The following is a 20987-nucleotide window of genomic DNA, read 5'->3' as shown; positions in this document are numbered from 1 at the left end:
AGGTTCTCTAACATCAACGCCGATCTGCGGAAGAGGGCGATTTCCGCCGTGTCGTCTGAGTCGTCGCGGACAAACCCGCTGGCAAGCTTTGGTCAGAACGAATGGCTTGTCGACGAGCTGTACCAGAAGTACCTCCAAGATCCTGAGTCTGTCGACAAGGCCTGGTGGAACTTCTTCGCTGACTACAACCCTGACTATGGACCGGGCCGATCCCCGGCCAGGGAGGCGGCGAACGGCAGTGCGACCGCGCCTCCCCAGGCGCCGAAGGCGCCACCGGCCGAGAAGCCGAAGCAGCCGGCCACGCCGGTGCCCCAGGGCGCCGAAGAGGTCAGGCTGCGCGGCGCGGCGGCGCGCACGGCCGCCAACATGGACGCCTCGCTGTCGGTGCCGACCGCGACCAGCGTCCGGGCCATCCCGGCCAAGCTGCTCATCGACAACCGCATCGTGATCAACAATCACCTCAGGCGGGGTCGCGGAGGCAAGGTCTCCTTCACGCACCTGATCGGGTTCGCGATCGTCAAGGCGCTGAAGACCATGCCGGAGATGAACTACTCCTACGCGGAGATCGACGGCAAGCCCACCCTGGTCAAGCCCGAGCACGTCGGGTTCGGCCTGGCGATCGACGTCCAGAAGAGCAACGGCGAGCGCCAGCTCCTCGTGCCCTCCATCAAGGCCGCCGAGCAGATGGACTTCCGGCAGTTCTGGATGGCCTACGAGGAGATCGTGCGCAAGGCCCGGGCGGGCAAGCTCGGGGTCGACGACTTCACCGGCACCACCATCTCGCTGACCAACCCCGGCACCATCGGCACCGTCCACTCCGTCCCCCGCCTGATGCCCGGACAGGGCACCATCATCGGCGTCGGCGCCATGGAGTACCCGGCCGAGTACCAGGGCGCATCGCCCGACACGCTGTCGCGCCTGGCCGTCTCCAAGGTCATGACGCTCACCAGCACCTACGACCACCGGATCATCCAGGGCGCCCAGTCGGGCGACTTCCTGCGCCAGATCCACCGGCTGCTGCTCGGCGAGGACGGCTTCTACGACGAGATCTTCGAGGCTCTGCGGATCCCGTACGAGCCGGTCCGCTGGGTCCAGGACATCTCGGCCTCCCACGACGACGACGTGGCCAAGTCCGCCCGCGTGCTGGAGCTGATCCACGCCTACCGCGTGCGCGGCCACCTGATGGCCGAGACCGACCCGCTGGAGTACAAGCAGCGCAAGCACCCCGACCTCGACATCCAGAGCCACGGCCTGACGCTGTGGGACCTGGAGCGCGAGTTCGCCACGGGCGGTTTCGGCGGCCGTCCGCTGATGAAGCTGCGCGACATCCTGGGCGTGCTGCGCGACTCCTACTGCCGTACGGTCGGCATCGAGTACATGCACATCCAGAACCCCGAGGAGCGGGCCTGGATTCAGGAGCGGGTGGAGAAGCCGCACAAGTCGCCCGAGCGTGACGAGCAGCTCAACATCCTGTCGCGGCTCAACACCGCCGAGGCGTTCGAGACCTTCCTGCAGACGAAGTTCGTCGGCCAGAAGCGCTTCTCGCTGGAGGGCGGCGAGTCCCTCATCCCGCTGCTCGACTCGGTGATCAGCAAGGCCGCCGACGAGGACCTCGACGAGGTCGTCATCGGCATGGCCCACCGCGGCCGCCTCAACGTGCTGGCCAACATCGTGGGCAAGTCCTACGCGCAGATCTTCGGCGAGTTCGAGGGCAACATCGACCCGCGCACCGCCCACGGCTCCGGCGACGTGAAGTACCACCTGGGCGCCACCGGCACGTTCACCGCGCCGAGCGGCAAGACCATCACCGCGTCCGTGGTCGCCAACCCCTCCCACCTGGAGGCGGTCGACCCGGTGCTGGAGGGCGTCGTCCGCGCCAAGCAGGACCTCCTGGAGCGCGGCGAGGAGGGCTTCACCGTCCTTCCCGTCCTCGTCCACGGCGACGCCGCCTTCGCCGGCCAGGGCGTCGTGGCCGAGACGCTCAACCTGTCGCAGCTGCGCGGCTACCGCACCGGCGGCACCGTCCACATCGTGGTCAACAACCAGGTCGGCTTCACCACCTCGCCCGCCTCGTCCCGCTCGTCGGTCTACGCGACCGACGTCGCGCGGATGATCCAGGCGCCGATCTTCCACGTCAACGGCGACGACCCCGAGGCCGTGGTGCGCGTGGGCCGGCTCGCCTACGAGTACCGGCAGGCGTTCCGCAAGGACGTCGTCATCGACCTCATCTGCTACCGCCGCCGCGGCCACAACGAGGGCGACAACCCCGCCTTCACCCAGCCGCTGATGTACGACCTCATCGACGCCAAGCGCTCGACCCGCAAGCTCTACACCGAGGCCCTGATCGGCCGCGGCGACATCACGGTCGAGGAGGCCGAGCAGGCGCTGCGCGACTACCAGGCCAAGCTGGAGCAGGCGTTCACCGAGGTCCGCGAGGCGGCGAAGAAGCCTCAGGAGGCGGCCGCCATGCGGGTGCCGCCGGCCGAGGTCGTCAAGTGGTCCCACGCCGACACCCACACGGCGATCACCGACGAGACGCTCAAGCGCATCGTCGACACCCAGCTCAACCTGCCCGAGGGCTTCACGCCGCACCCGCGCCTCGCGCCGGTGCTGCAGCGCCGCGGCCAGATGGTGGAGCAGGACGCGATCGACTGGGCGATGGGCGAGACGCTGGCCTTCGGCTCGCTGCTCATCGACGGCCACCCGGTGCGCCTGGTCGGCCAGGACTCCCGGCGCGGCACGTTCACCCAGCGCCACGCCGTCCTCGTCGACCGCATGACCGGGGCCGAGCACACCCCGCTCAAGGCGTTCAACCAGGGCACCACGAAGTTCTACGTCTACGACTCGCTGCTCAGCGAGTTCGCGGCGCTGGGCTTCGAGTACGGCTACAGCGTGGTCAGGCCCGACGCCCTGGTCTGCTGGGAGGCGCAGTTCGGCGACTTCGTCAACGGCGCCCAGACGATCATCGACGAGTTCATCGCCTCGGGCGAGCAGAAGTGGGGCCAGAAGTCCTCGGTCGTGCTGCTGCTGCCGCACGGCTACGAGGGTCAGGGCCCCGACCACTCCTCGGCCCGCATCGAGCGTTTCCTGCAGGTCTGCGCGCTCGACAACATGACCGTCGCCCAGCCCACCACGCCGGCCAACTACTTCCACCTGCTGCGCTGGCAGGTGCAGTCGGGCCGGCGCAAGCCGCTGGTGGTCTTCACGCCGAAGTGGCTGCTGCGTCACAAGGCGGCCACGTCCAAGGCGTCCGACTTCACCTCGGGCACCTTCCAGCCGGTCCTCGGCGACACCATCGTCGACCCGGCGAAGGTGACCAAGGTGGTGCTCTGCTCCGGCAAGATCTACTACGAGATGCTGGCGCAGCGCGAGAAGCTCGAGCGCGACGACGTGGCGCTGGTCAGGCTGGAGCGGCTCTACCCGTTCCCGTCCGAGGAGCTGGCCGCCGAGCTGGGCCGTTACGGCGCGCAGGCCGAGCTGGTCTGGGCTCAGGACGAGCCGGTCAACATGGGCCCGTGGCCGTACCTCACGCTCAAGCTGGCCGAGGACCCGCAGACGCTGGGCGGCCGGGCGATCCGGCGGGTGTCGCGCACGCCCAACAGCTCGCCGGCGACCGGTTCGCACAAGCAGCACGACCGTGAGTCCGAGGAGATCCTGCGCCAGATCTTCGGCTGATCACTCGCGTGACCGCATGTGAGCCCCCTGCCCTCGTGGCCGGGGGCTCACTGCTGTCACGGCAGGCTAAAGTCAGGCGGGGCGCCGGGGCGCGCCCCGGGAAGATGCGAGGGAGGACGATGTACTTCACCGATCGGGGGATCGAAGAGCTGGTCGAGCGGCGCGGCGAGGAAGAGGTCAGCCTGCTGTGGCTGGGCGAGCGGCTGCGCGAGTTCGTCGACCTCAACCCCGAGTTCGAGACGCCGATCGAGCGGCTGGCCACGTGGCTGGCGCGGCTGGACGACGACGAGGACGAGTGACCGCACGCCGGGGGCCTGGGCGGTAGCCTCGAAGCAGAACGCGATACATCTTGAGTTTGCCGCGGACGCGACATATCGTGTTTCGTATAGAGGCGATGCCCGTGGAGAAGGGGTGGGAAGCATGCCGCAATGGACGATCGACGCGCCTGACCGGCTCACGTTCGACCAGGTCGACAACCTCGACGTACGCATCGTCGCCGGCCGGCTCGACGTCCTGGCCAGCGACGGCTCCTCCACCCTGGAGGTCGCCGAGATCGACTCGGCATCCCCGCTGCTCGTCACCTACGACGAGGAGACCCGCAGCCTCACCGTCGCCTACCGCGACCTCACCTGGGACGGCCTGCTCGGCTGGCTGCGCCGCGACAAACGCAGAACCGTGCTGTCCATCGCCGTCCCCAGGACCTGCCGGGTCAAGGCGGGCGTCGTGACGGCCCCGGCCGTGGTCGCCGGATTCGAGCGGGTCACGAACGTCAAGAGCGTCTCCGGCGACATCGTGCTCGACGGCGTCAGCGGCGAGGTGCTGGCCAACACCGTCTCCGGCGCGGTCGAGAGCCGGGCCATGGAGGGCGACCTGTCGTTCATCAGCGTCTCGGGCGACCTCACCGTGGCCAAGGGCACGCCACGGCGGCTGAAGGCCAACACCGTCTCCGGCCGCATCACCGCCGACCTCGAGCTCCGCCCCACCGGGTACGTGACGCTCAACAGCGTCTCCGGTGACATCCTGGTCCGGCTGCCCAAGAACGTGGAGGCGGACGTCAGCGTCAAGTCCACCTCCGGGCGACTCGTCAGCACGTTCGAGGAACTGTCCACCAAGAGCACTCCCGGCGGCAAGTCGATGTCGGGACGGCTCGGCGGCGGCATGGCCTCGTTGTCCGCCATCACGGTCAACGGCGAGGTCGCGCTGCTCAAGGGAGAGAGGTCATGAGCCCTGTCTTCGGTCACGGCCGGCTCCGGCTGTACCTGCTGAAGCTGCTGAGCGAGAGCCCTCGCCATGGCTACGAGGTCATCCGGCTGCTCCAAGACCGCTTCCTAGGCGTCTACTCGCCCTCTCCCGGCACCATCTACCCGCGCCTGGCCCGGCTGGAGGAAGAGGGCCTGGTGACCCACGAGGTGGTCTCCGGCAAGAAGGTCTTCTCCATCACCGACAAGGGGCGCGACGAGCTCAACGACCGGCTCGACGAACTCGCCGACCTCGAACAGGAGATCTCCGCCTCCGTCCGCGACATCGCCCGCGAGGTCAAGGAGGACGTCCGCGACACCGTCAAGTCGCTGCGCGAAGAGCTGACCCGGATGGCGCGGGACGTGCGCACCGAGACCGCCGACGACGCCCGCCGGCAGCGCCAGCGGCAGAAGGAGGCGCTCAAGCGGCTGCGCGACGAGCAGAAGCGGCAGTGGATGGAGCACGCCGCGCACTGGCAGGACGAGGGCGAGCGGCTCAGCAGGGAGTGGCGCAGGATCTGGCAGGAGACGTGGAGCCTCCTCGGCGGCCCGCCGTCCGGTGGCCCCGCCAACCGCGCCGCCCTGGACGCCGAGCTGGGCGAGCTCCTCGCCGACTTCGTCGGGCAGGCCCGCCGCGAGGCCTCGCAGGCCCGGCTGACCCCGCAGAAGCTCGCCGACCTCCGTTCCGCCCTCGACGCCGCCTCCCGCAACGTCAAGGAAATCCTCGAACGCTGACCGTCGGACCCGCTCCGCCCCGGGTGGTCGGCGCACGAGCGATCGGCCCGCGAGGTCAGCGCACGAGCGGTCAGCGCACGAGCGGTCAGCGCACGAGCGGTCAGCGCACGAGCGATCGGCCCGCGAGGTCAGCGTGCGACCGGTCGGCGCACGAGCGATCGGCGCGCGAAGCACCACTCACTACAGGCCAGGGCCGCTCGCGCCCCGCTGACCGCCGGGGACGCGCCGCAAGCCGCCCGCCCGCGTCCGCCCGCGCCGTCCGCCCGGAGGCGGACGGCGCGCGAGCGGGCGACGCGAGAAGCCACCCCTTGTCTCACCGGGTGAAGACGATCTTCCCGAAGATCTCCCCCGACGCCATGGCGGCGAAGCCGTCGCGCGCCTGCGTCATCGGCATCACCCGGTCGATCACCGGCCGCACCCCGGTCTGCTCCAGGAACACCGCGAGCCGCCGCAGCTGCTCCAGCGTGCCCATCGTCGAGCCGACCACCGACAGCTGCAGGAAGAAGACCCGCTGCAGGTCGGCCGGCGGCACCGCGCCGCTGGTCGCCCCGGACACCACGATGCGCCCGCCCGGCTTGAGCGACTTGAGCGAGTGGCTCCAGGTGGCCTGGCCGACGGTCTCCATCACCGCGTCCACCCGCTCGGGCAGCCGCGCTCCCGGCTCGAACACCTGGTCGGCGCCCAGCTCCAGGGCCCGCTGCCGCTTGCTCTCCGAGCGGCTGGTGGCCCAGATGCGGTAGCCGGCCGCCCGGCCGAGGGCGATCAGCGCCGTCGCCACGCCGCCGCCCGCGCCCTGCACGAGCACCGTCGCGCCGGGCTGCAGCCCGGCCTTGTCGAACAGCATCCGGTACGCGGTCAGCCACGCCGTCGGCAGGCAGGCGGCGTGCTCGAAGCTCAGTGCGGCGGGCTTGGGCACCAGGTTGCGGCGCGGCACCGCCACCCGGTCCGCGAACGTGCCGTCGTGCACCTCCGACAGCAGCGACCGCTTCGGGTCGAGCGTCTCGTCGGGGCCCGAGCCGATCACGGAGTGCACGATGACCTCGTTGCCGTCCTCGTCCACGCCGGCGGCGTCGCAGCCCAGCACGATCGGCAGGCGGTCCTGCGTGATGCCGACGCCCTTGAGCGTCCACAGGTCGTGGTGGTTGAGCGCGGCGGCGCGTACGGTGACGGTCGTCCACCCGTCCGGCACCTTCGGCTCGGGGTGCTCGCCCAGCGTCAGCCCGGTGAGCGGATTGTCGGGATCGATCTGTGTGGCGGTAACGGCGAACATGGCCGCACCCTACTTCAGCCCATCCCGTCACCCCAGCCCCGCACCGCCGCGCCAGGCCGGACCGCGTCCTGGAACAGACCCGCACCGCCGCGCCCGCGACCATGCCCATGTGAGCGCGCTCATGAGCCGCCCGCCCGGCCCCGCATCCTGGCGGCCACCCGCCCGCGCCCGCGTGAGCAAACCCAGGTGAGCACCCCTCGTCGCCACATGCGTTCAGGTGAGCGTGACGCGGAGCTTGTCGAGCACCATGCGCCGGAACTCGGGAGGTCCGGTGACCGCGACCAGGACGTCGCCCCGGCACACCATCTCGCCGCGCCGCCCCGGCCCGTCGATCGCCGGCATCCGCGCCTTGCCGGCGCAGTGAGGCGTCGGAACGAGCGCCACCCGCTGCTTCCCCAGACCGCCGAACCAGAGCTGCGGCCCCGCGGGACGGTCCTGCACGACCGTGCCCGGCGGCGCCGCCCGGACGCCCTCGCCCGCCGAGAGCACGAGGTAGCCGTCCTCGGTCACCCGCCCCTTCACCTGGCGGGCCATCGTCATCCGCTGCTCGAACGTCAGCCCCTGCCCCACGTCGTACACGGCCAGCCGCCACGGCCCGAAGGCGAACAGCAGCACCTGCCCGCGCGTCCCGCTGCCCGCAGGGCGCGGCCAGAGGGTGACGTTGGGCGTGAAGTGCCTGATCGGCTTCCCGCCCCGGGTGATTTCGATCTCCCCGGCGTAAGGGGCGACGAACTGCCGGAACCGGCCGTCCACCCAGGCACCCCAGAGCGGCCGCGACCCCATCTTCGCGAGCCCCAGCTTGGCCGGGTAGCGCACCTGGGCGCGGGTGCCGTCGGGGAAGACGACCTTGAGCACCTCGTCGCCGCCCTTGCGGACGGGTTTCGCGATGAGGACGTTGGGCGCGGAGCGCGTGTACGGCCAGCCGACGTAGCGCCGGTCGGCGGCGAGCTCGCCGGCGGTCCGCGCGGTCCTGCGCCAGGCGTACGGGTTGGCGGCGGCCACCTCGGTCATGGGCGCCATGATCCGGGCCCGCTCGCTCACCTCCTCTTCGATGGTGCGGCCGAGCCGGGCCCTGCGGGCGGTCTCCATGATCGGGTACGTGTGCACGGGCAGGAACAGCCCGTGCGCGAGCGCCGACGGGTGGGGCGGGCGCTCCCATCCGTACGGCGGCTTGGGGTCGGCGGGGTGGCTCCACGGCGCGTGCTCCCCCGCTTTCCGGTACGCCCGCCGCGTGGCCAGCGCCTCGGCCCCGGTGACGAGCGCGGCGTCGAACCGGCCCGCCGCGATCCCGGCCGCCGCCTCCCCGATGAGCCGCTGGGGGGCGGTGCCGCCGACGGCCGAGTAGGCGCGGTGCCGCGGGTGGGCTCCGAGGCGCTCGGCGAGGCGGCCGACGGGCGAGTCGTACTGCCACGAGTCGGTCCAGACGATCTGGATCGAGCCGAGCCGGTGAAGGGGCAGCCGCGCGTCCTCGGCGGCCTCGCGCGCGACCGACTCCCACAGATCGAGCGGTTCCGGGCCGGGCTGCTCGCGAATGGTGCGCTGCGCGATGCCGATGAGACAGGGGGTGCATGAATCCATGAGCACAACTAACCAGAACATCGCTCTGTCGATAAGCACCGCATATCGAGTGGCGCACGGCAAAGCTCGTTACCGACACTGCCGTCGATCATAAAACCCGGCTTCGACCAGCGGTGATGCCCATCATGAATACATACGGATTCGCTATTCAGATAACAGTACGGGACCGCTTCATGCTTTTTCTCGCCGCTTTCCGGCAGCCCGTTCCAGCCATTCATTAGCGTTCCGAGCGTTTTCCTGGCCCACCGGGGCGCAGCATCCCGCTCTGGGCCGCCGAAAGCTGAGAGGAGCTCCATGTCTTCCCGAGCAAGGCGCATCGCGATCCCCCTCGCCGGCCTGATGGCCATCGGGCTCACGGCGGGGACGATCGACAGCGCCGCGGCCGGCACCACCCTCGCGACGAGCACCACGAGCAGCGGCACGGCGCGTTCCGGCGCCGTCTCCAGGGTCGCCTCCAGGGTCGTCTCCAGGAACGCGGCCACCCCCGCCGAACAGGCCGTCCGGTTCTGGACCCCCGACCGCGTCAAGCGGGCCACCGACCACGACAACGGCCTCGACCTCACCACCAAGGGACTCAAGCGCGCCGGCAAGGCCCCCGACGGCCCGGCCGGCTCCGTCCCGCCCATCGGCGCGGAGAAGGCCGAGAGCACGAAGAGCAGACAGGTCGACCTGCCCACCACCGTGGGCCGGGTGTTCTTCACACTGCCGAAGGCCGACCCGCGCGCCCCCAAGAACTGGCGCTACTGCTCGGCCACGTCCGTGCAGGGCACGTACCGCAACCTCGTGGCGACCTCGGCCCACTGCGTGTACGACACCGAGCACGACACCTTCTACGACAACTGGATCTTCATCCCGTCGTACTGGGACGGCGACACCGCCTGGACCGGCAAGGCCCCCTACGGCATCTACGCCGCGAAGACCTTCAACGCCCACGACGACTTCGTGGTGAAGGCGGACTACGACTACGACTACGCGTTCGTCAACGTCTACAACGGCATCAAGGTCGACTGGCAGAAGACCGGCAAGCGCTGGCGCTGGACGGTCGAGAACGTCGGCAGGCTCGGCGACAACGTCGGCGGCCAGGGCTTCACGTGGAACAGGAGCACCAAGCTGACCGTGTTCTCGTTCGGCTACCCGGCGGGCCCGCATCCCGACGGCGACAAGCCGTACAGCGGGCGGACCATGAAGTGGTGCTACGGCAGGACCAGGCCGATGCCGGAGTCCACGGCGTACGACCTCCAGGGACACGTCGGCGTCAAGTGCGCCTTCACCGCGGGCGCGAGCGGCGGCCCGCTGCTGGTCGGCTACAGCAGCGCCGCACGCACCGGCTACCTCGCCGGCGTCAACAGCGTCGCGTGGGACACCGACGGCAACGACCGCTACGACCACATCTCCTCGCCGTACTTCAACGGAGACACCTACGAGGTCTACAAGGCCGCGGCGAACCGCTGGACCGGCAACATGCCGCGCTGATCGAACGGCGTCTCAGGCCCCGGTTCCGCTGGTTCCGGGGCCTGCAGCCGTGCCGTGAAAGCCGCCGCGCGCGGCCCGCGCGCGGTGATGCGCCATGCTCAAATTCAGATACGCTGACACCACCCCTGACCTGCGCGGACGCCGCAAGATAATGATCATTTACGCGTATGGTCGCGCTATCACTGACGACATCCTTATAGCTCACGGTGCACTCTTGATCAGGTAACGAATCTCTATCCGAGCTGCAATAGAGTCTGTACTTCTGGAAAAATCCACCCTTACCACCCGAGAAAGGCAATTCATGATCCCCCGAGCCAGGCACCTCGCGGCCGCTGCCCTGGGCAGCGCGCTGCTTGTGCTGCCTGCGCTCACGACGCCCGCGCACGCGCAGGCCGGCGCCGCCGCCACCGCCAGGACGGCCGCGGTGGCCGCCCCGCAGAGCAAGGTCTACGCCGCCCCGCTGGCCAAGACCGCCGCGGACGTCAAGCGGGTGGCCGAGTACTGGAAGCCCGACCGCCTGAAGAAGGCCGACAGCTTCAACCCCGCCACGCCGGGCACCTCCGACAACGTCGCCGCGACCAGCACCGCGTCCGCCGCCCCCGTGGCGGCGGTCCGGCGTTCGACGGCCGCGCAGAGCGTGCGCGCCGTGGCGCCGCGCAACGGCGGCGCCGCGCGGACCATGGGCAAGGTCTTCTTCCGGTTCGGCGACAAGGAGTACTGGTGCTCGGCGGCCTCGGTCGCGGCCTGGAACCGCAGCGTCGTCGCCACGGCGGGACACTGCGCCTACGACTCCCGCAGCGCCAAGCCCGCCGACTACTGGATCTTCGTCCCCAACCCCGGCCCCAACGGCGAGACGCCCGACGGCATCTACGTCGGCTCGTCCATCGCCCTGCACGAGGACTGGTCGGGCAAGGCCGACTACGATTACGACTACGCGTTCGTCACCGTGCACCGGGGCTTCACCTGGACGCCCAAGGACGGCGACTACGTCATGAAGGACGTGGGCCGGCTCCAGGACAACGTGGGCGGCCTCGGCATCGAGCTGAACAAGAAGCCCGGCACGTACACGGTGGCCGCGTTCGGCTACCCGGCGGGGCTGCAGCCGGACGGCTCGGCCCCGTTCAACGGCAAGACGCTGCGCAAGTGCCCGGAGCGCACCACCCGCTTCACCGTCGCGCCGAGCCGTGACCTGCAAAAGGGCGTGGAGCTCGCGCCGTGCGACTTCAGCCCGGGGGCGAGCGGCGGGCCCTGGGTGATCGGTTACGACGACACGCGCCGGCTCGGCAGCCTCAACGGGGTCAACAGCCTGACCTGGAACAGGGACGCCAAGGGCGGCTATGACGCGGTGTCCTCGCCCTACTTCGACACCACCACCGGGGAGGTCTACCGGCACGCCGCCAGGCTGACCACCCCGGCAAATGTGACGTAGATCACAGCAACCGATCGGGCCCCTCAGGTGTCCAGCGTCTTCTTCGTCACGGGACGATCACGGCACGCTTAAAGCGCACGGGGATGATCTCCAGCAAATTCCCAGGAAGAGGATCAAAGCTGTAGGTTCCGGGGCTGTCCGTTTGCTGAGTTCAGGAGGGGCAAGAGGCACCTCCCTGCCAGCGCAACCTGGAGTCACGTTGAAGCGAATCCTCCTGCCCGCCGGCGGCGCCCTTCTGGCGACCGGCCTGCTCGCCTCCAGCCTGCCCGCCACCGCACAGGCCGCCGGCCGCGTCGCCCACGACCCGATGGCCCGCAACTCCTCCGCCGCGGTCTCCATCGCCTCCTTCTGGCTCGCCGCCAACGGTGCGGCGCTGCGTTCCGCGACCCAGTACACGTGGGACTCCAAGGAGGTCAGGAAGGTCGTCTCCAAGGGCGGCTACACCCCTGACGGCCGTCCCGGCACGACCGCGCCGACCAGCGGCAACAAGGCGGCGGGCGGCCAGAACGTGAACCTGCCCAAGACCGTCGGCAAGGTCTTCTTCGTCGACGCGCACGGCAAGTACCGCTGGTGCTCGGCCACCTCGATCCAGTCGAACTACCGCAACCTGGTCGCCACGGCCGGCCACTGCGTGTACGACACCGACAGCAACAGGGCCACGCTGGACAAGTGGGTCTTCGTCCCCGGCTACTACCAGGGCAAGGCTCCCTGGGGCATCTACGTGGGCAAGCAGGCCTTCACCCACTACGACTTCGACGTCTACGAGGACTACGACCGCGACTTCGCGTTCGTCACCGTCTACAACGGCATCACCCTCCAGCGGGTCAAGCCGGTGAACAAGCGCGAGTACCAGCGCTTCACCGGCCCCAAGCGCACCTGGGGCGGCCGCTACCACCTCCTGCTCGTCAAGGACGCGGGCCGGCTCGGCGACAACGTCGGCGGCCAGGGCTTCGCCTGGAACCAGCCCACCGGCAAGCCGGTGCGCGCGTTCGGCTACCCGGCCGCACCGCACCCCGACGGTGACAAGCCGTACAGCGGCGTGACGCCGAAGCACTGCTACGGCAAGCCCACCGGCAAGCGGGTCGGCGCCTCCTGGCTCAAGATCGAGGAGCACGTGGGCCTGAAGTGCGCGGTGACCCCGGGCTTCGACGGCGGCCCGTGGCTGCTGAACTACAGCAACAGCAAGCGCACCGGCTACGTCAACGGCGTCACCAGCACGTTCGCCGACCAGGACGGCAACGACCGGATCGACTACATCACCTCGCCGTACTTCGACGGCGAGACGGCGGCGGTCTACAACGCGGCCAAGAACGTCTGGTCCGGCAAGATCGTCGGCCGGAACGGCGAGCTGTACAAGTAAGCCCTACCAGGGGAAGGCGAGGGTCTCGGGTCACCGAGGCCCTCGCCTTGTGTTTTGGGGAGGTTCAGCCCGTACACGTGGCCTCTGCCACCCTTTAGCAAGAAAGAGCAGTCTCTGCGGCCGTTACAACCGAAAGTCCGATTCCCCAGCTGAATCGGCCACCAGGCCCCGATCGTGCGGGGGTTCGCCCCGCAACGAACCCCGCCATATCCCGCTGGATGCGCCTCACGCGCGCCTGAGAGCCCGCTGAGGCCCGTACGCGACTCCAAGGCCTCCGGAAGGGGTGCGGGGCGGCCAGAGCGGCCCTCAGGGCTCGTCCACGATCTTGTTCCCGCTGGCGCGCGGAGGGCCGCGCAGACACGAAACCCCCGATGCGAGCGGGGTTCCTGAGGGGTCGAGAGGCGGGAGCTGAAGATCACTCGGAAGGCGGGGGGCAGGTTAGACGGGCGAAGGCGCCAATCTGGTTCCTGTGATCTAAGTCACATCTGGCCAGTCACCCGCCGTATCGACATACTAACCACTCTTTCGCCCCAAGAGCATCATCGCCCACATATCCTGCGACGACGTGATCCGTTCGTCGCGCTTCGCGGAGATCACTCGTTGATAACGGAAAGGTCACGGCGGTCAGGGTCGGTACCGGATCTTGCGAAGCGGGTTTCACCTGCGGTGATCACCACGCTATGGTCCTTGCCATCCCTTTACTGACGCATGGGACGCAAGTTGCGACCCACGACAGAGCAAGGAGCAGTTCCCTTGAAGCGCATCCTCATCCCCGCCGGTGGCGCCGTTCTCGCCACCGGTCTGCTGGCCGCCGGCCTCGCCGGTACGGCCTCCGCCGCGTCTGACGTCGCCAAGGACGAGCTGGCGACCTCTGCTGCGAACGCGAACGCCATCGCTCAGTTCTGGGCCGAGAACAACGGTGCCGCCCTCAAGGCCGCCACCGAGTCCAACGTCTGGGACAAGACGGACGTCGCCAAGCTGCAGACCAAGGGCGGCGCCACCACGGACACCAAGCCGGGCTCGACCGCGCCGATCGGCGAGGAGAAGAAGACCGCCGCTAAGGTGCAGAACGTCAACATGCCGAAGACCATCGGTAAGGTGTTCTTCGTCAACAGCAAGGGCGAGAAGAAGTGGTGCTCCGCCACTTCGATCCAGTCGAAGTACCGCAACCTGGTCGCCACGGCCGGTCACTGCGTGTACGACACTGGCGCCAACCGCGACGTGATGGACAAGTGGGTCTTCGTCCCCGGCTACTACCAGGGCAAGGCTCCTTGGGGCATCTACGTGGGTAAGACGGCCTTCACCCACTACGACTTCGACGTCTACGAGGACTACGACCGCGACTACGCGTTCGTCACCGTCTACAACGGCGTCAAGGTCGACGGTAGCGAGAAGAGCACCAACGTCTCCAAGGCCGAGTGGGACAAGTACACGGGCCTGAAGGGCGCCAAGGACGTCGAGATCAGCAAGGAAGAGTTCCTTAAGGGCAAGCTCGACCCGACCTCGACGGAGTCCTTCTGGGTCAAGCGGGGCTCCGCCCCCGAGGCGACCGGCCCCGACTACCCCGGTGCCGAGGTCGGCAAGGTCGAGGTCTCCGAGGCCCAGTACAAGCGTGCTGGCATCGGCAAGGGCAACGGCCGCAAGTTCGGTGAGCCCGTCACCGAGGTTGTGACCGCCAACGAGGCCTCCGCCTACAAGGCCAAGCAGCGCCGCAACCCGAGGCAGTACCCGGCCAAGGTCGAGAAGGACCGCCGCGGCAACTGGACCATCACGCACTTCTACGTGCAGCAGTGGTACAAGCCCGGCACCGACACGAAGTACTTCAAGACCGTCTTCTACATCATCGACCACAAGTCGCTCGACGCTGGGCGGCTCGGTGACAACGTCGGCGGTCAGGGCTTCGCGTGGAACCAGCCGACCGGCAAGGCCGTTCGCGTGTTCGGCTACCCGGCCGCTGCGCACCCCGACGGCAACAAGAACTACACCGGCATTACTCCGAAGTGGTGCTACGGCAAGACCACCAAGAAGCTGGTCGGTTCTGCTGCCAAGAAGATCGAGGAGCACGTCGCCCTCAAGTGCGCCATGACCGAGGGCGCCGACGGTGGTCCGTGGCTGTACAACTACAGCAACGCCAAGCGTCTCGGCTACGTGAACGGTGTCACCAGCACCTTCAACGACCAGGACGGCAACGGCCGCGTGGACTACATCTCGTCGCCGTACTTCGACGGCGAGACCAACACGGTCTACAAGGCCGCGGCGAACAGCTGGTCCGGCAAGATTGTCTGACGTAGCGGTTAGCGACCGGTTCTGACCGATCGTTCATCGTTACGAGCGAAGGGCCCGGCATCCTGCCGGGCCCTTTTGCTATCCCCGGACGAGCCCCGCCCGGTTTCGCCGGTGCGTGCCCCGGCCACGACGGTGGTCTGTGGCCGGCCGCCGTGAATTCGTACCCCGGCCGGCTCGTTCCGTGAAGACGCGGCTTCGTGATCGGCGAGTGTCCCTGATCGCCGGACAGGAGTGGAGGGCTCCGCAACCGGTCGGACCCTATTCGCGTTTCGTGAGGAATTTGTGAGCATTTCGGTTACCAGAGTGACCAGTGAGTCGATAGGGTCTTTACGCCCTTTTTGACAACAGTGGAGCCTCCGTTGAAGCGCCTGCTCATCCCCCTAGTAAGCGCCGGCCTCAGCGCCGCAGTACTGTCAGCACCCGCCACCGCCCAGCCGAACTGGGCCTCCGACCCCCTGACGCCGAAACCAGCCGACGCGTACGGAGCCGCCTACTTCTGGCTCGACGCCAACGGGGCCGCGCTCCGCAAGGCGACGCAGTACACCTTGGACACCAAGGCCGCACCCAAGCTCGTCTCCACCGGAAGCAAGTCCGCCCCGAGCGGCAAGCCCGGCATGACCGGCCCCACCACCAACACCAAGGCCGCCACCAGCAGCAAGAACGTCAATCTGCCCAAGACGATCGGCAAGGTCTTCTTCCTTGACGAGAAGGGCCGGTACCGCTGGTGCTCCGCCACGTCGATCCAGTCCAGGAACCGCAACCTGGTCGCGACCGCCGGTCACTGCGTGTTCCAGCACGGCAAGGACGACGTCTTCGACAAGTGGGTGTTCGTCCCCGGCTACTACCAGGGCAAGGCCCCCTGGGGCGTGTACGTCGGCGCCTACGCCTACACCGCCTACGACCTCGACACCTACGACGACTACGACGGCGACTTCGCGTTCGTCGCGGTCCACAACGGCTTCGCCCTCGCCCCCGAGCGCGCGGTCTCCCGCAAGGAGTTCGACGCCTGGCGGGGCGACAAGTGGGTCAAGCCCCAGGAGATCAACGCGCAGGAGTACCTCAAGTGCAAGCTCGACCTGGGCGACTGCTGGACGCAGGGCCAGGGGGCGCCGAGCCTCGCCGGTCCTGACCACCCGGACGCCGTGGTCGAGCGGGTCGAGGTCTCCAAGGCCGTCTACGACCGCGCCCGCACGGGCAAGGGCCAGGGCTACAAGTTCGGCACGCCCGTGACCGAGCAGGTCACCGCCCGCGAGTACGCCGCCTACAAGGGCCCCGGCACCAAGGGCAAGGACAAGCTCGGCAACTACACCATCACCCACTACTACACGCAGAAGTGGGTCAAGCCCGACAGCGGCCGCAAGTACTACCACGCGCAGTGGACCGTCGGCGTCGCCAAGGACCTCGGCGCGCTCGGCGACGTGGTCGGCGGCCAGGGCGTGGCCTGGAACCAGCCGCTCGGCCAGAGCGTGACGGCCTTCGGTTACCCGAGCGCCCCGCACCCGGACGGCGACAAGCCGTACACCGGCGTGACGCCGAAGTGGTGCTCCGGCAAGACCTACACCAAGAGCGTGCAGGTCAACACCTTCAAGGTCGAGACGCACCAGATGCTGAAGTGCTCGATGACCGCCGGCGCCGACGGCGGCCCGTGGCTCCTCAAGTACAACAACAGCAAGCGCACCGGCTACGTCAACGGCGTGACCAGCGTGTTCGCCGACAACGACGGCAACGGCCGGATCGACCACATCAGCTCGGCCATCTTCGACAGCGAGGTCGCCGACGTCTACAACAAGGCCCAGTACAAGGACACCGGGGCCATCGTGACCCCCAAGGGCGAGCTGCTGCAGTAAGCACCGCCCGCTGAACGGCCGGCCCCCCCGGCGATCGATCGGGGTGCCGGCCGTTCGCGCGCTCAGACGGCCGTCAGCTCGCGGGTGTGCTCCCGCAGCGCCAGCACCGGCCGTTCGTTCTTGTACGGCTCGAGCCGCCGCCGCAGGTCGGCCGCGTACGACCGGGACCTCGCCGACTGCAGCTCACCGGCCAGCGTCAGCGCCTCGGCCGCGACCGAGCACGCCTCCTCCAGCTCGCCGCACTGCAGCAGGCCCGCCGCGAGCAGGGACAGATTGAACATCCGCCCCCGCACGTAGCGGCCGTCCATGTCGAGCGAGCGCCGCGCCTGGCGCACCACGCGCTCGCCCTCGCCACCGAGGTCACGGAAGCAGTGGGCGAACTTGGCGGACAGGTAGGCCTCGTCGAAATAGCCGAGCCAGGTGGGCTCGTCGTCGGGCTTTCTCGCCTCGAAGGCGCGTTCGGCCTCGTTGAGCGAGGCGCCGCAGGCGCGGGCGTCGCCCAGGCCGGCGTGCGCGTGCGCCTCGAGGACGTGGGCGGATGCGAGCAGCGTCTGCACGCCGGCCTTGCGGGCCGCGAGCTGGGAGGCCCTGGCCAGGTCGAGCGCGTGTGCCGGCTGGCCCATGTAGATGGCCTGGTGTGCCATCCCGGCCAGGATCTCGCCGCCCAGGGTCTGGTCGTCGGCGCCCCTGGCCAGGCGCAGAGCCTGGATGAGGTAGCGCTGGGCGAGACCGTGCTGCTCCATGTCGTAGGCCATCCATCCGGCCAGCCTGGTCAGCTCCGCCGCGGCGGAGGCGAGGCGGCGGCCGGTGGCCTCGTCGTAAGCGCCGTCCTTCAGCAAAGGCGCGACGGCGGTGTCGAGATATTTGACGACCGACGAGCGGACCCTGCCGCTGCCGAATCGGTTGTCGAGCTCACTGAACGATCGAGTGACCTCGTGGATGGCGGCGATGTCGGCGCGGCCCACCCGCCGCGTGCCTGTGCCGCTCAAGCGTCCTTCCTGTGGAGACGTCAGCCAGCGTACGGCTCCGACGGAGCCTGCTCCTATCGCGAACGTCGAGTCGATCAGGAACCTCCGCCTCTCCACATCGGCCCGCCACAGTGCCGTCACGGTCGCGACCCCCTCCTGCCACGTGTGCGTGAACTGCTGTCCGAGATCGAGGGGTGTGATGGTGGCCGGCATGCCGAGGTCCTCAGAGGTGATCGGCCGGCCCAGCCGCAGCGCGAAGATCTCGCTGAGCAGGGCGGGAACCGGGTCGCGCGGCCGTTGTCCGCCGATCCAGCGCAGCACGGAGCTGTGGTCGTACTTGAGGCCCGGGGTGCCACGGGCGGCTCCGAGATCGTTGAGACGCCTGGCCAGTCCCTTGTGGGAGAAGCCCGCCTCTGCGATGAGCTGCTGCAGCAGTCGGTTCGGCTCGCGTTCCATCGCTCTCCTCGTCAAGGAGTCGGCGCCCACATCCTTACAGAGAGCTACTGTTATATCACCTTGAGTAAAAGATTGATGACGGATTGCCAAGGCCGGCCCCATCCGGTCCGCGCCCGGCGCCGGCGCCGCTCCCGGACGGGAAGCGCACCTACCCGCGGAACGGCCGGGTAACCGGCACGGGCGAAGAGAGCGAAAGGGGCGGGGGAGGGCCGGCGGCCCTCCCCCGCCCCCGTGACTCACGGACGGCCGAAGCGGCAGGTCACAGGCGCGCGACGCCGTCCTTTCCAGCCTGCGCGGCCACCGCGGCGGTGACGGCGGGCGCGACCCGCTCGTCGAACGGGCTCGGGATGACGTACGTCGCCGACACGTCGTCGCCCACCACGCCGGCGAGCGCGTCGGCGGCGGCCACCTTCATGTTCTCGGTGATCGTCGTGGCGCGCACGTCGAGCGCGCCGCGGAAGACGCCGGGGAAGGCGAGCACGTTGTTGATCTGGTTGGGGAAGTCGGAGCGGCCGGTGGCGACCACGGTGGCGTGCCGGGCGGCCACGTCGGGGTGCACCTCGGGCGTCGGGTTGGACAGCGCGAACACGATGGCGTCCTCCGCCATGGAGGCGATCGCCCGCTCGGTGACCGTGGAGCCGGACAGCCCCACGAACACGTCGGCCCCGGCCAGCGCCTCCTCCGTCGAGCCGGTGTGCCCGGCCTTGTTGGTGTCGCGGGCGAGCGCCTGCTTGACCGGGTTGAGCCCGTCACGGCCCTCGTAGATCATGCCCTTGGAGTCGGCGACCGCGATGTCGCCGATGCCGGCCTCCAGCAGGATGCGGGTGACGGCGACCCCGGACGCCCCGGCTCCCGCCACGACGGCGCGCAGGTCGCCGAGCGTGCGGCCGGTCAGGCGGGCGGCGTTCTTCAGTGCGGCGAGCACGACGATGGCGGTGCCGTGCTGGTCGTCGTGGAAGACGGGGATGTCGAGCGCGTCGCGCAGCCGCCGCTCGATCTCGAAGCAGCGCGGGGCGCTGATGTCCTCGAGGTTGATGCCGCCGAACGACGGCGCGAGGCGTACGACGGTCTCGACCAGCGCGTCGACGTCGGTGCAGTCGAGGCAGAGCGGCACCGCGTCGACGCCGCCGAACTCCTTGAACAGCAGCGCCTTGCCCTCCATGACCGGCATGGCGGCCGACGGGCCGATGTCGCCGAGCCCGAGCACGGCGGTGCCGTCGGAGACCACGGCGACCACCCGGGAGACCCAGGTGTAGTCGGCGGCGAGGGCGGGATCGTCGGCGATGCCCGAGCAGACCCTGGCGACGCCCGGCGTGTAGGCGAGCGACAGGTCGGCGGCGTCGCGGACGGGCACGGTGGAGCGGATCTCGATCTTGCCGCCGCGGTGCAGCGCGAAGGCGGGATCGTCGTCGAGCGATGACGTGGAATCAGAAGCGGGCGTGGCAGCCACAGCGACCCCTGTAGTGATTGGTAGCGGAGAAACCTTCTGCGGACGAGCGCGAGCGGGCTGGCTTCGGTAGCTGCCAGATTCCCCTCGCCGAACGTCTCGTTGAGGGGGTTCGGGGGTCACCCGTGTCCCCATACTGCCACATCGTGAGATGGTGATCGATGTCGTTTCCGCGGTGCCGCGGCGGGCCGGCGGCCGGTCACGTGCCGATTCCCCACGCCCGCCGGTGATCCGGGGCGGCCGGTGTCACCGCCGACGCCGTTCCGTTGACGCATCGTTAAACGCCCGATGGCAGTTACGGACAAAACCCCATTTAAACTGCACAAAACGCACTTCATGGCACTTGACTTCCCGAGGAGGCCGTACATGGCCCTCAGCCCGAAGGGCCGCCGCGGCTACGCCGCCGGCGTGCTCGCCCTGACCGCCGCTCTCACGCTGACCGCGTGCGGCGGTGAGAGCGGCTCGAGCTCCGGCACCACCAGCGCGAGCGCCTCCGGCGCGGCCGCCGGCGTCAAGCTGGTGCAGCCAGGCAAGCTCACCGTCTGCACGAACATCCCGTACGAGCCGTTCCAGTTCAAGGACGACAGCGGCAAGATCGTCGGGTTCGACGTGGACATCGTCGACCTGGTCGCCAAGAAGCTCGGTGTCGAGCAGGACATCGTCGACATCGACTTCGCGGTGATCAAGAGCGGCGCCGCCATGGCCGCCGGCAAGTGCGACGTCGCCGCCGCCGGCATGACCATCACGCCCGAGCGGCAGCAGAACATCGACTTCTCCGACCCCTACTTCGACGCCACGCAGGCCCTGCTGGCCAAGAAGGGCACCGGGGCCACGTCCCTCGAGGACGTCAAGGCCAAGGGGCTCAAGCTCGGCGCCCAGGCCAGCACCACCGGCCTCGACTACGTCAAGAAGCAGGGCTTCGACCCGACCGAGTACGCCGACTCCGCCAAGGAGCTGCTCGCGCTGCAGGCCGGGCAGGCCGACGTGATCGTCCAGGACCTGCCCGTCGTGCTCACCTGGCTGAAGAAGCCCGACGTCGCGGAGAAGTTCGAGATGATCGCCAGTCTCGACACCGGCGAGCAGTACGGCATCGGCCTGAAGAAGAACGCCGACCCGGTGCTGCTCAAGACGATCAACGAGGAGATCGCCAAGGCCAAGCAGGACGGCACCTACGAGAAGATCTACGTGAAGTGGTTCGGCAAGAAGCCTGGCGAGCTGGGCTGAT

14 protein-coding genes are annotated in these 20987 nt (G+C 69.0%); 10 read left to right on the top strand and 4 right to left on the bottom strand.

The window, feature by feature from the left end:
- The first annotated feature begins 48 nt into the window (after positions 1-48).
- The 4 genes from ACGFIM_RS32000 to ACGFIM_RS31985 all read left to right on the top strand — a co-directional run bounded on the left by ACGFIM_RS32000 (position 49) and on the right by ACGFIM_RS31985 (position 5648).
- Complete coding sequence (locus tag ACGFIM_RS32000) at positions 49-3675, top strand: multifunctional oxoglutarate decarboxylase/oxoglutarate dehydrogenase thiamine pyrophosphate-binding subunit/dihydrolipoyllysine-residue succinyltransferase subunit (protein ID WP_393207968.1); 3627 nt, start codon at positions 49-51, stop codon at positions 3673-3675.
- A 119-nt stretch (positions 3676-3794) separates the two neighbouring features.
- A complete protein-coding gene (locus tag ACGFIM_RS31995; protein ID WP_364059351.1) occupies positions 3795-3974 on the top strand; it encodes a DUF6104 family protein in 180 nt (59 codons plus the stop codon).
- 121 nt (positions 3975-4095) lie between these two features.
- Positions 4096-4899 carry a DUF4097 domain-containing protein gene (locus ACGFIM_RS31990; RefSeq protein WP_393207965.1) on the top strand — a complete coding sequence of 268 codons (804 nt, stop codon included), beginning with the start codon at positions 4096-4098 and terminating at the stop codon, positions 4897-4899.
- Entirely contained in the window at positions 4896-5648 is a 753-nt protein-coding gene (locus ACGFIM_RS31985; protein WP_393207962.1) for a helix-turn-helix transcriptional regulator, read from the top strand. The genes ACGFIM_RS31990 and ACGFIM_RS31985 overlap by 4 nt, the downstream gene beginning before the upstream one ends.
- 313 nt (positions 5649-5961) lie before the next feature.
- On the opposite strand, the gene ACGFIM_RS31980 is transcribed toward ACGFIM_RS31985, so the two are convergent.
- Both ACGFIM_RS31980 and ACGFIM_RS31975 read right to left on the bottom strand, forming a co-directional pair.
- Positions 5962-6918: a zinc-binding dehydrogenase gene (locus ACGFIM_RS31980; protein ID WP_393207959.1), complete on the bottom strand. Its 957-nt coding sequence runs from the start codon at positions 6916-6918 to the stop codon at positions 5962-5964.
- Positions 6919-7131: 213 nt separating this feature from the next.
- Positions 7132-8496, bottom strand: coding sequence for a hypothetical protein (locus ACGFIM_RS31975; RefSeq protein ID WP_393207956.1), 1365 nt, complete (start codon positions 8494-8496; stop codon positions 7132-7134).
- Positions 8497-8790: 294 nt separating this feature from the next.
- On the opposite strand from ACGFIM_RS31975, the gene ACGFIM_RS31970 reads away from it, so the two are divergent.
- From ACGFIM_RS31970 to ACGFIM_RS31950, 5 genes are all read left to right on the top strand, one after another.
- Complete coding sequence (locus ACGFIM_RS31970) at positions 8791-9969, top strand: trypsin-like serine peptidase (RefSeq protein ID WP_393207953.1); 1179 nt, start codon at positions 8791-8793, stop codon at positions 9967-9969.
- A gap of 301 nt (positions 9970-10270) precedes the next feature.
- Entirely contained in the window at positions 10271-11398 is a 1128-nt protein-coding gene (locus tag ACGFIM_RS31965; protein ID WP_393207951.1) for a trypsin-like serine peptidase, read from the top strand.
- 199 nt (positions 11399-11597) lie between these two features.
- A complete protein-coding gene (locus tag ACGFIM_RS31960) occupies positions 11598-12758 on the top strand; it encodes a trypsin-like serine peptidase (RefSeq protein WP_393207948.1) in 1161 nt (386 codons plus the stop codon).
- Positions 12759-13511: 753 nt separating this feature from the next.
- Positions 13512-15044, top strand: coding sequence for a trypsin-like serine peptidase (locus tag ACGFIM_RS31955; RefSeq protein ID WP_393207945.1), 1533 nt, complete (start codon positions 13512-13514; stop codon positions 15042-15044).
- A gap of 359 nt (positions 15045-15403) precedes the next feature.
- Positions 15404-16891, top strand: coding sequence for a trypsin-like serine peptidase (locus ACGFIM_RS31950; protein ID WP_393207942.1), 1488 nt, complete (start codon positions 15404-15406; stop codon positions 16889-16891).
- Between the two features lie 62 nt (positions 16892-16953).
- Here the strand turns inward: ACGFIM_RS31950 and ACGFIM_RS31945 are convergent, their stop codons facing one another.
- Both ACGFIM_RS31945 and ACGFIM_RS31940 read right to left on the bottom strand, forming a co-directional pair.
- Positions 16954-18315, bottom strand: coding sequence for a hypothetical protein (locus ACGFIM_RS31945; RefSeq protein ID WP_393207939.1), 1362 nt, complete (start codon positions 18313-18315; stop codon positions 16954-16956).
- Positions 18316-18574: 259 nt separating this feature from the next.
- On the bottom strand, positions 18575-19765 hold the full coding sequence (locus ACGFIM_RS31940; protein ID WP_393207936.1) for an NADP-dependent malic enzyme: 1191 nt from the start codon (positions 19763-19765) through the stop codon (positions 18575-18577).
- A gap of 363 nt (positions 19766-20128) precedes the next feature.
- Here ACGFIM_RS31940 and ACGFIM_RS31935 point away from each other — a divergent pair, with 363 nt between their 5' ends.
- Complete coding sequence (locus tag ACGFIM_RS31935) at positions 20129-20986, top strand: ABC transporter substrate-binding protein (RefSeq protein ID WP_393207933.1); 858 nt, start codon at positions 20129-20131, stop codon at positions 20984-20986.
- Position 20987: the final 1 nt, after the last annotated feature.

The organism is Nonomuraea sp. NPDC049309 (assembly GCF_043196965.1).
GTDB lineage: Bacteria > Actinomycetota > Actinomycetes > Streptosporangiales > Streptosporangiaceae > Nonomuraea > Nonomuraea fastidiosa.
This window is presented reverse-complemented; position numbering and strand designations above follow the sequence as displayed.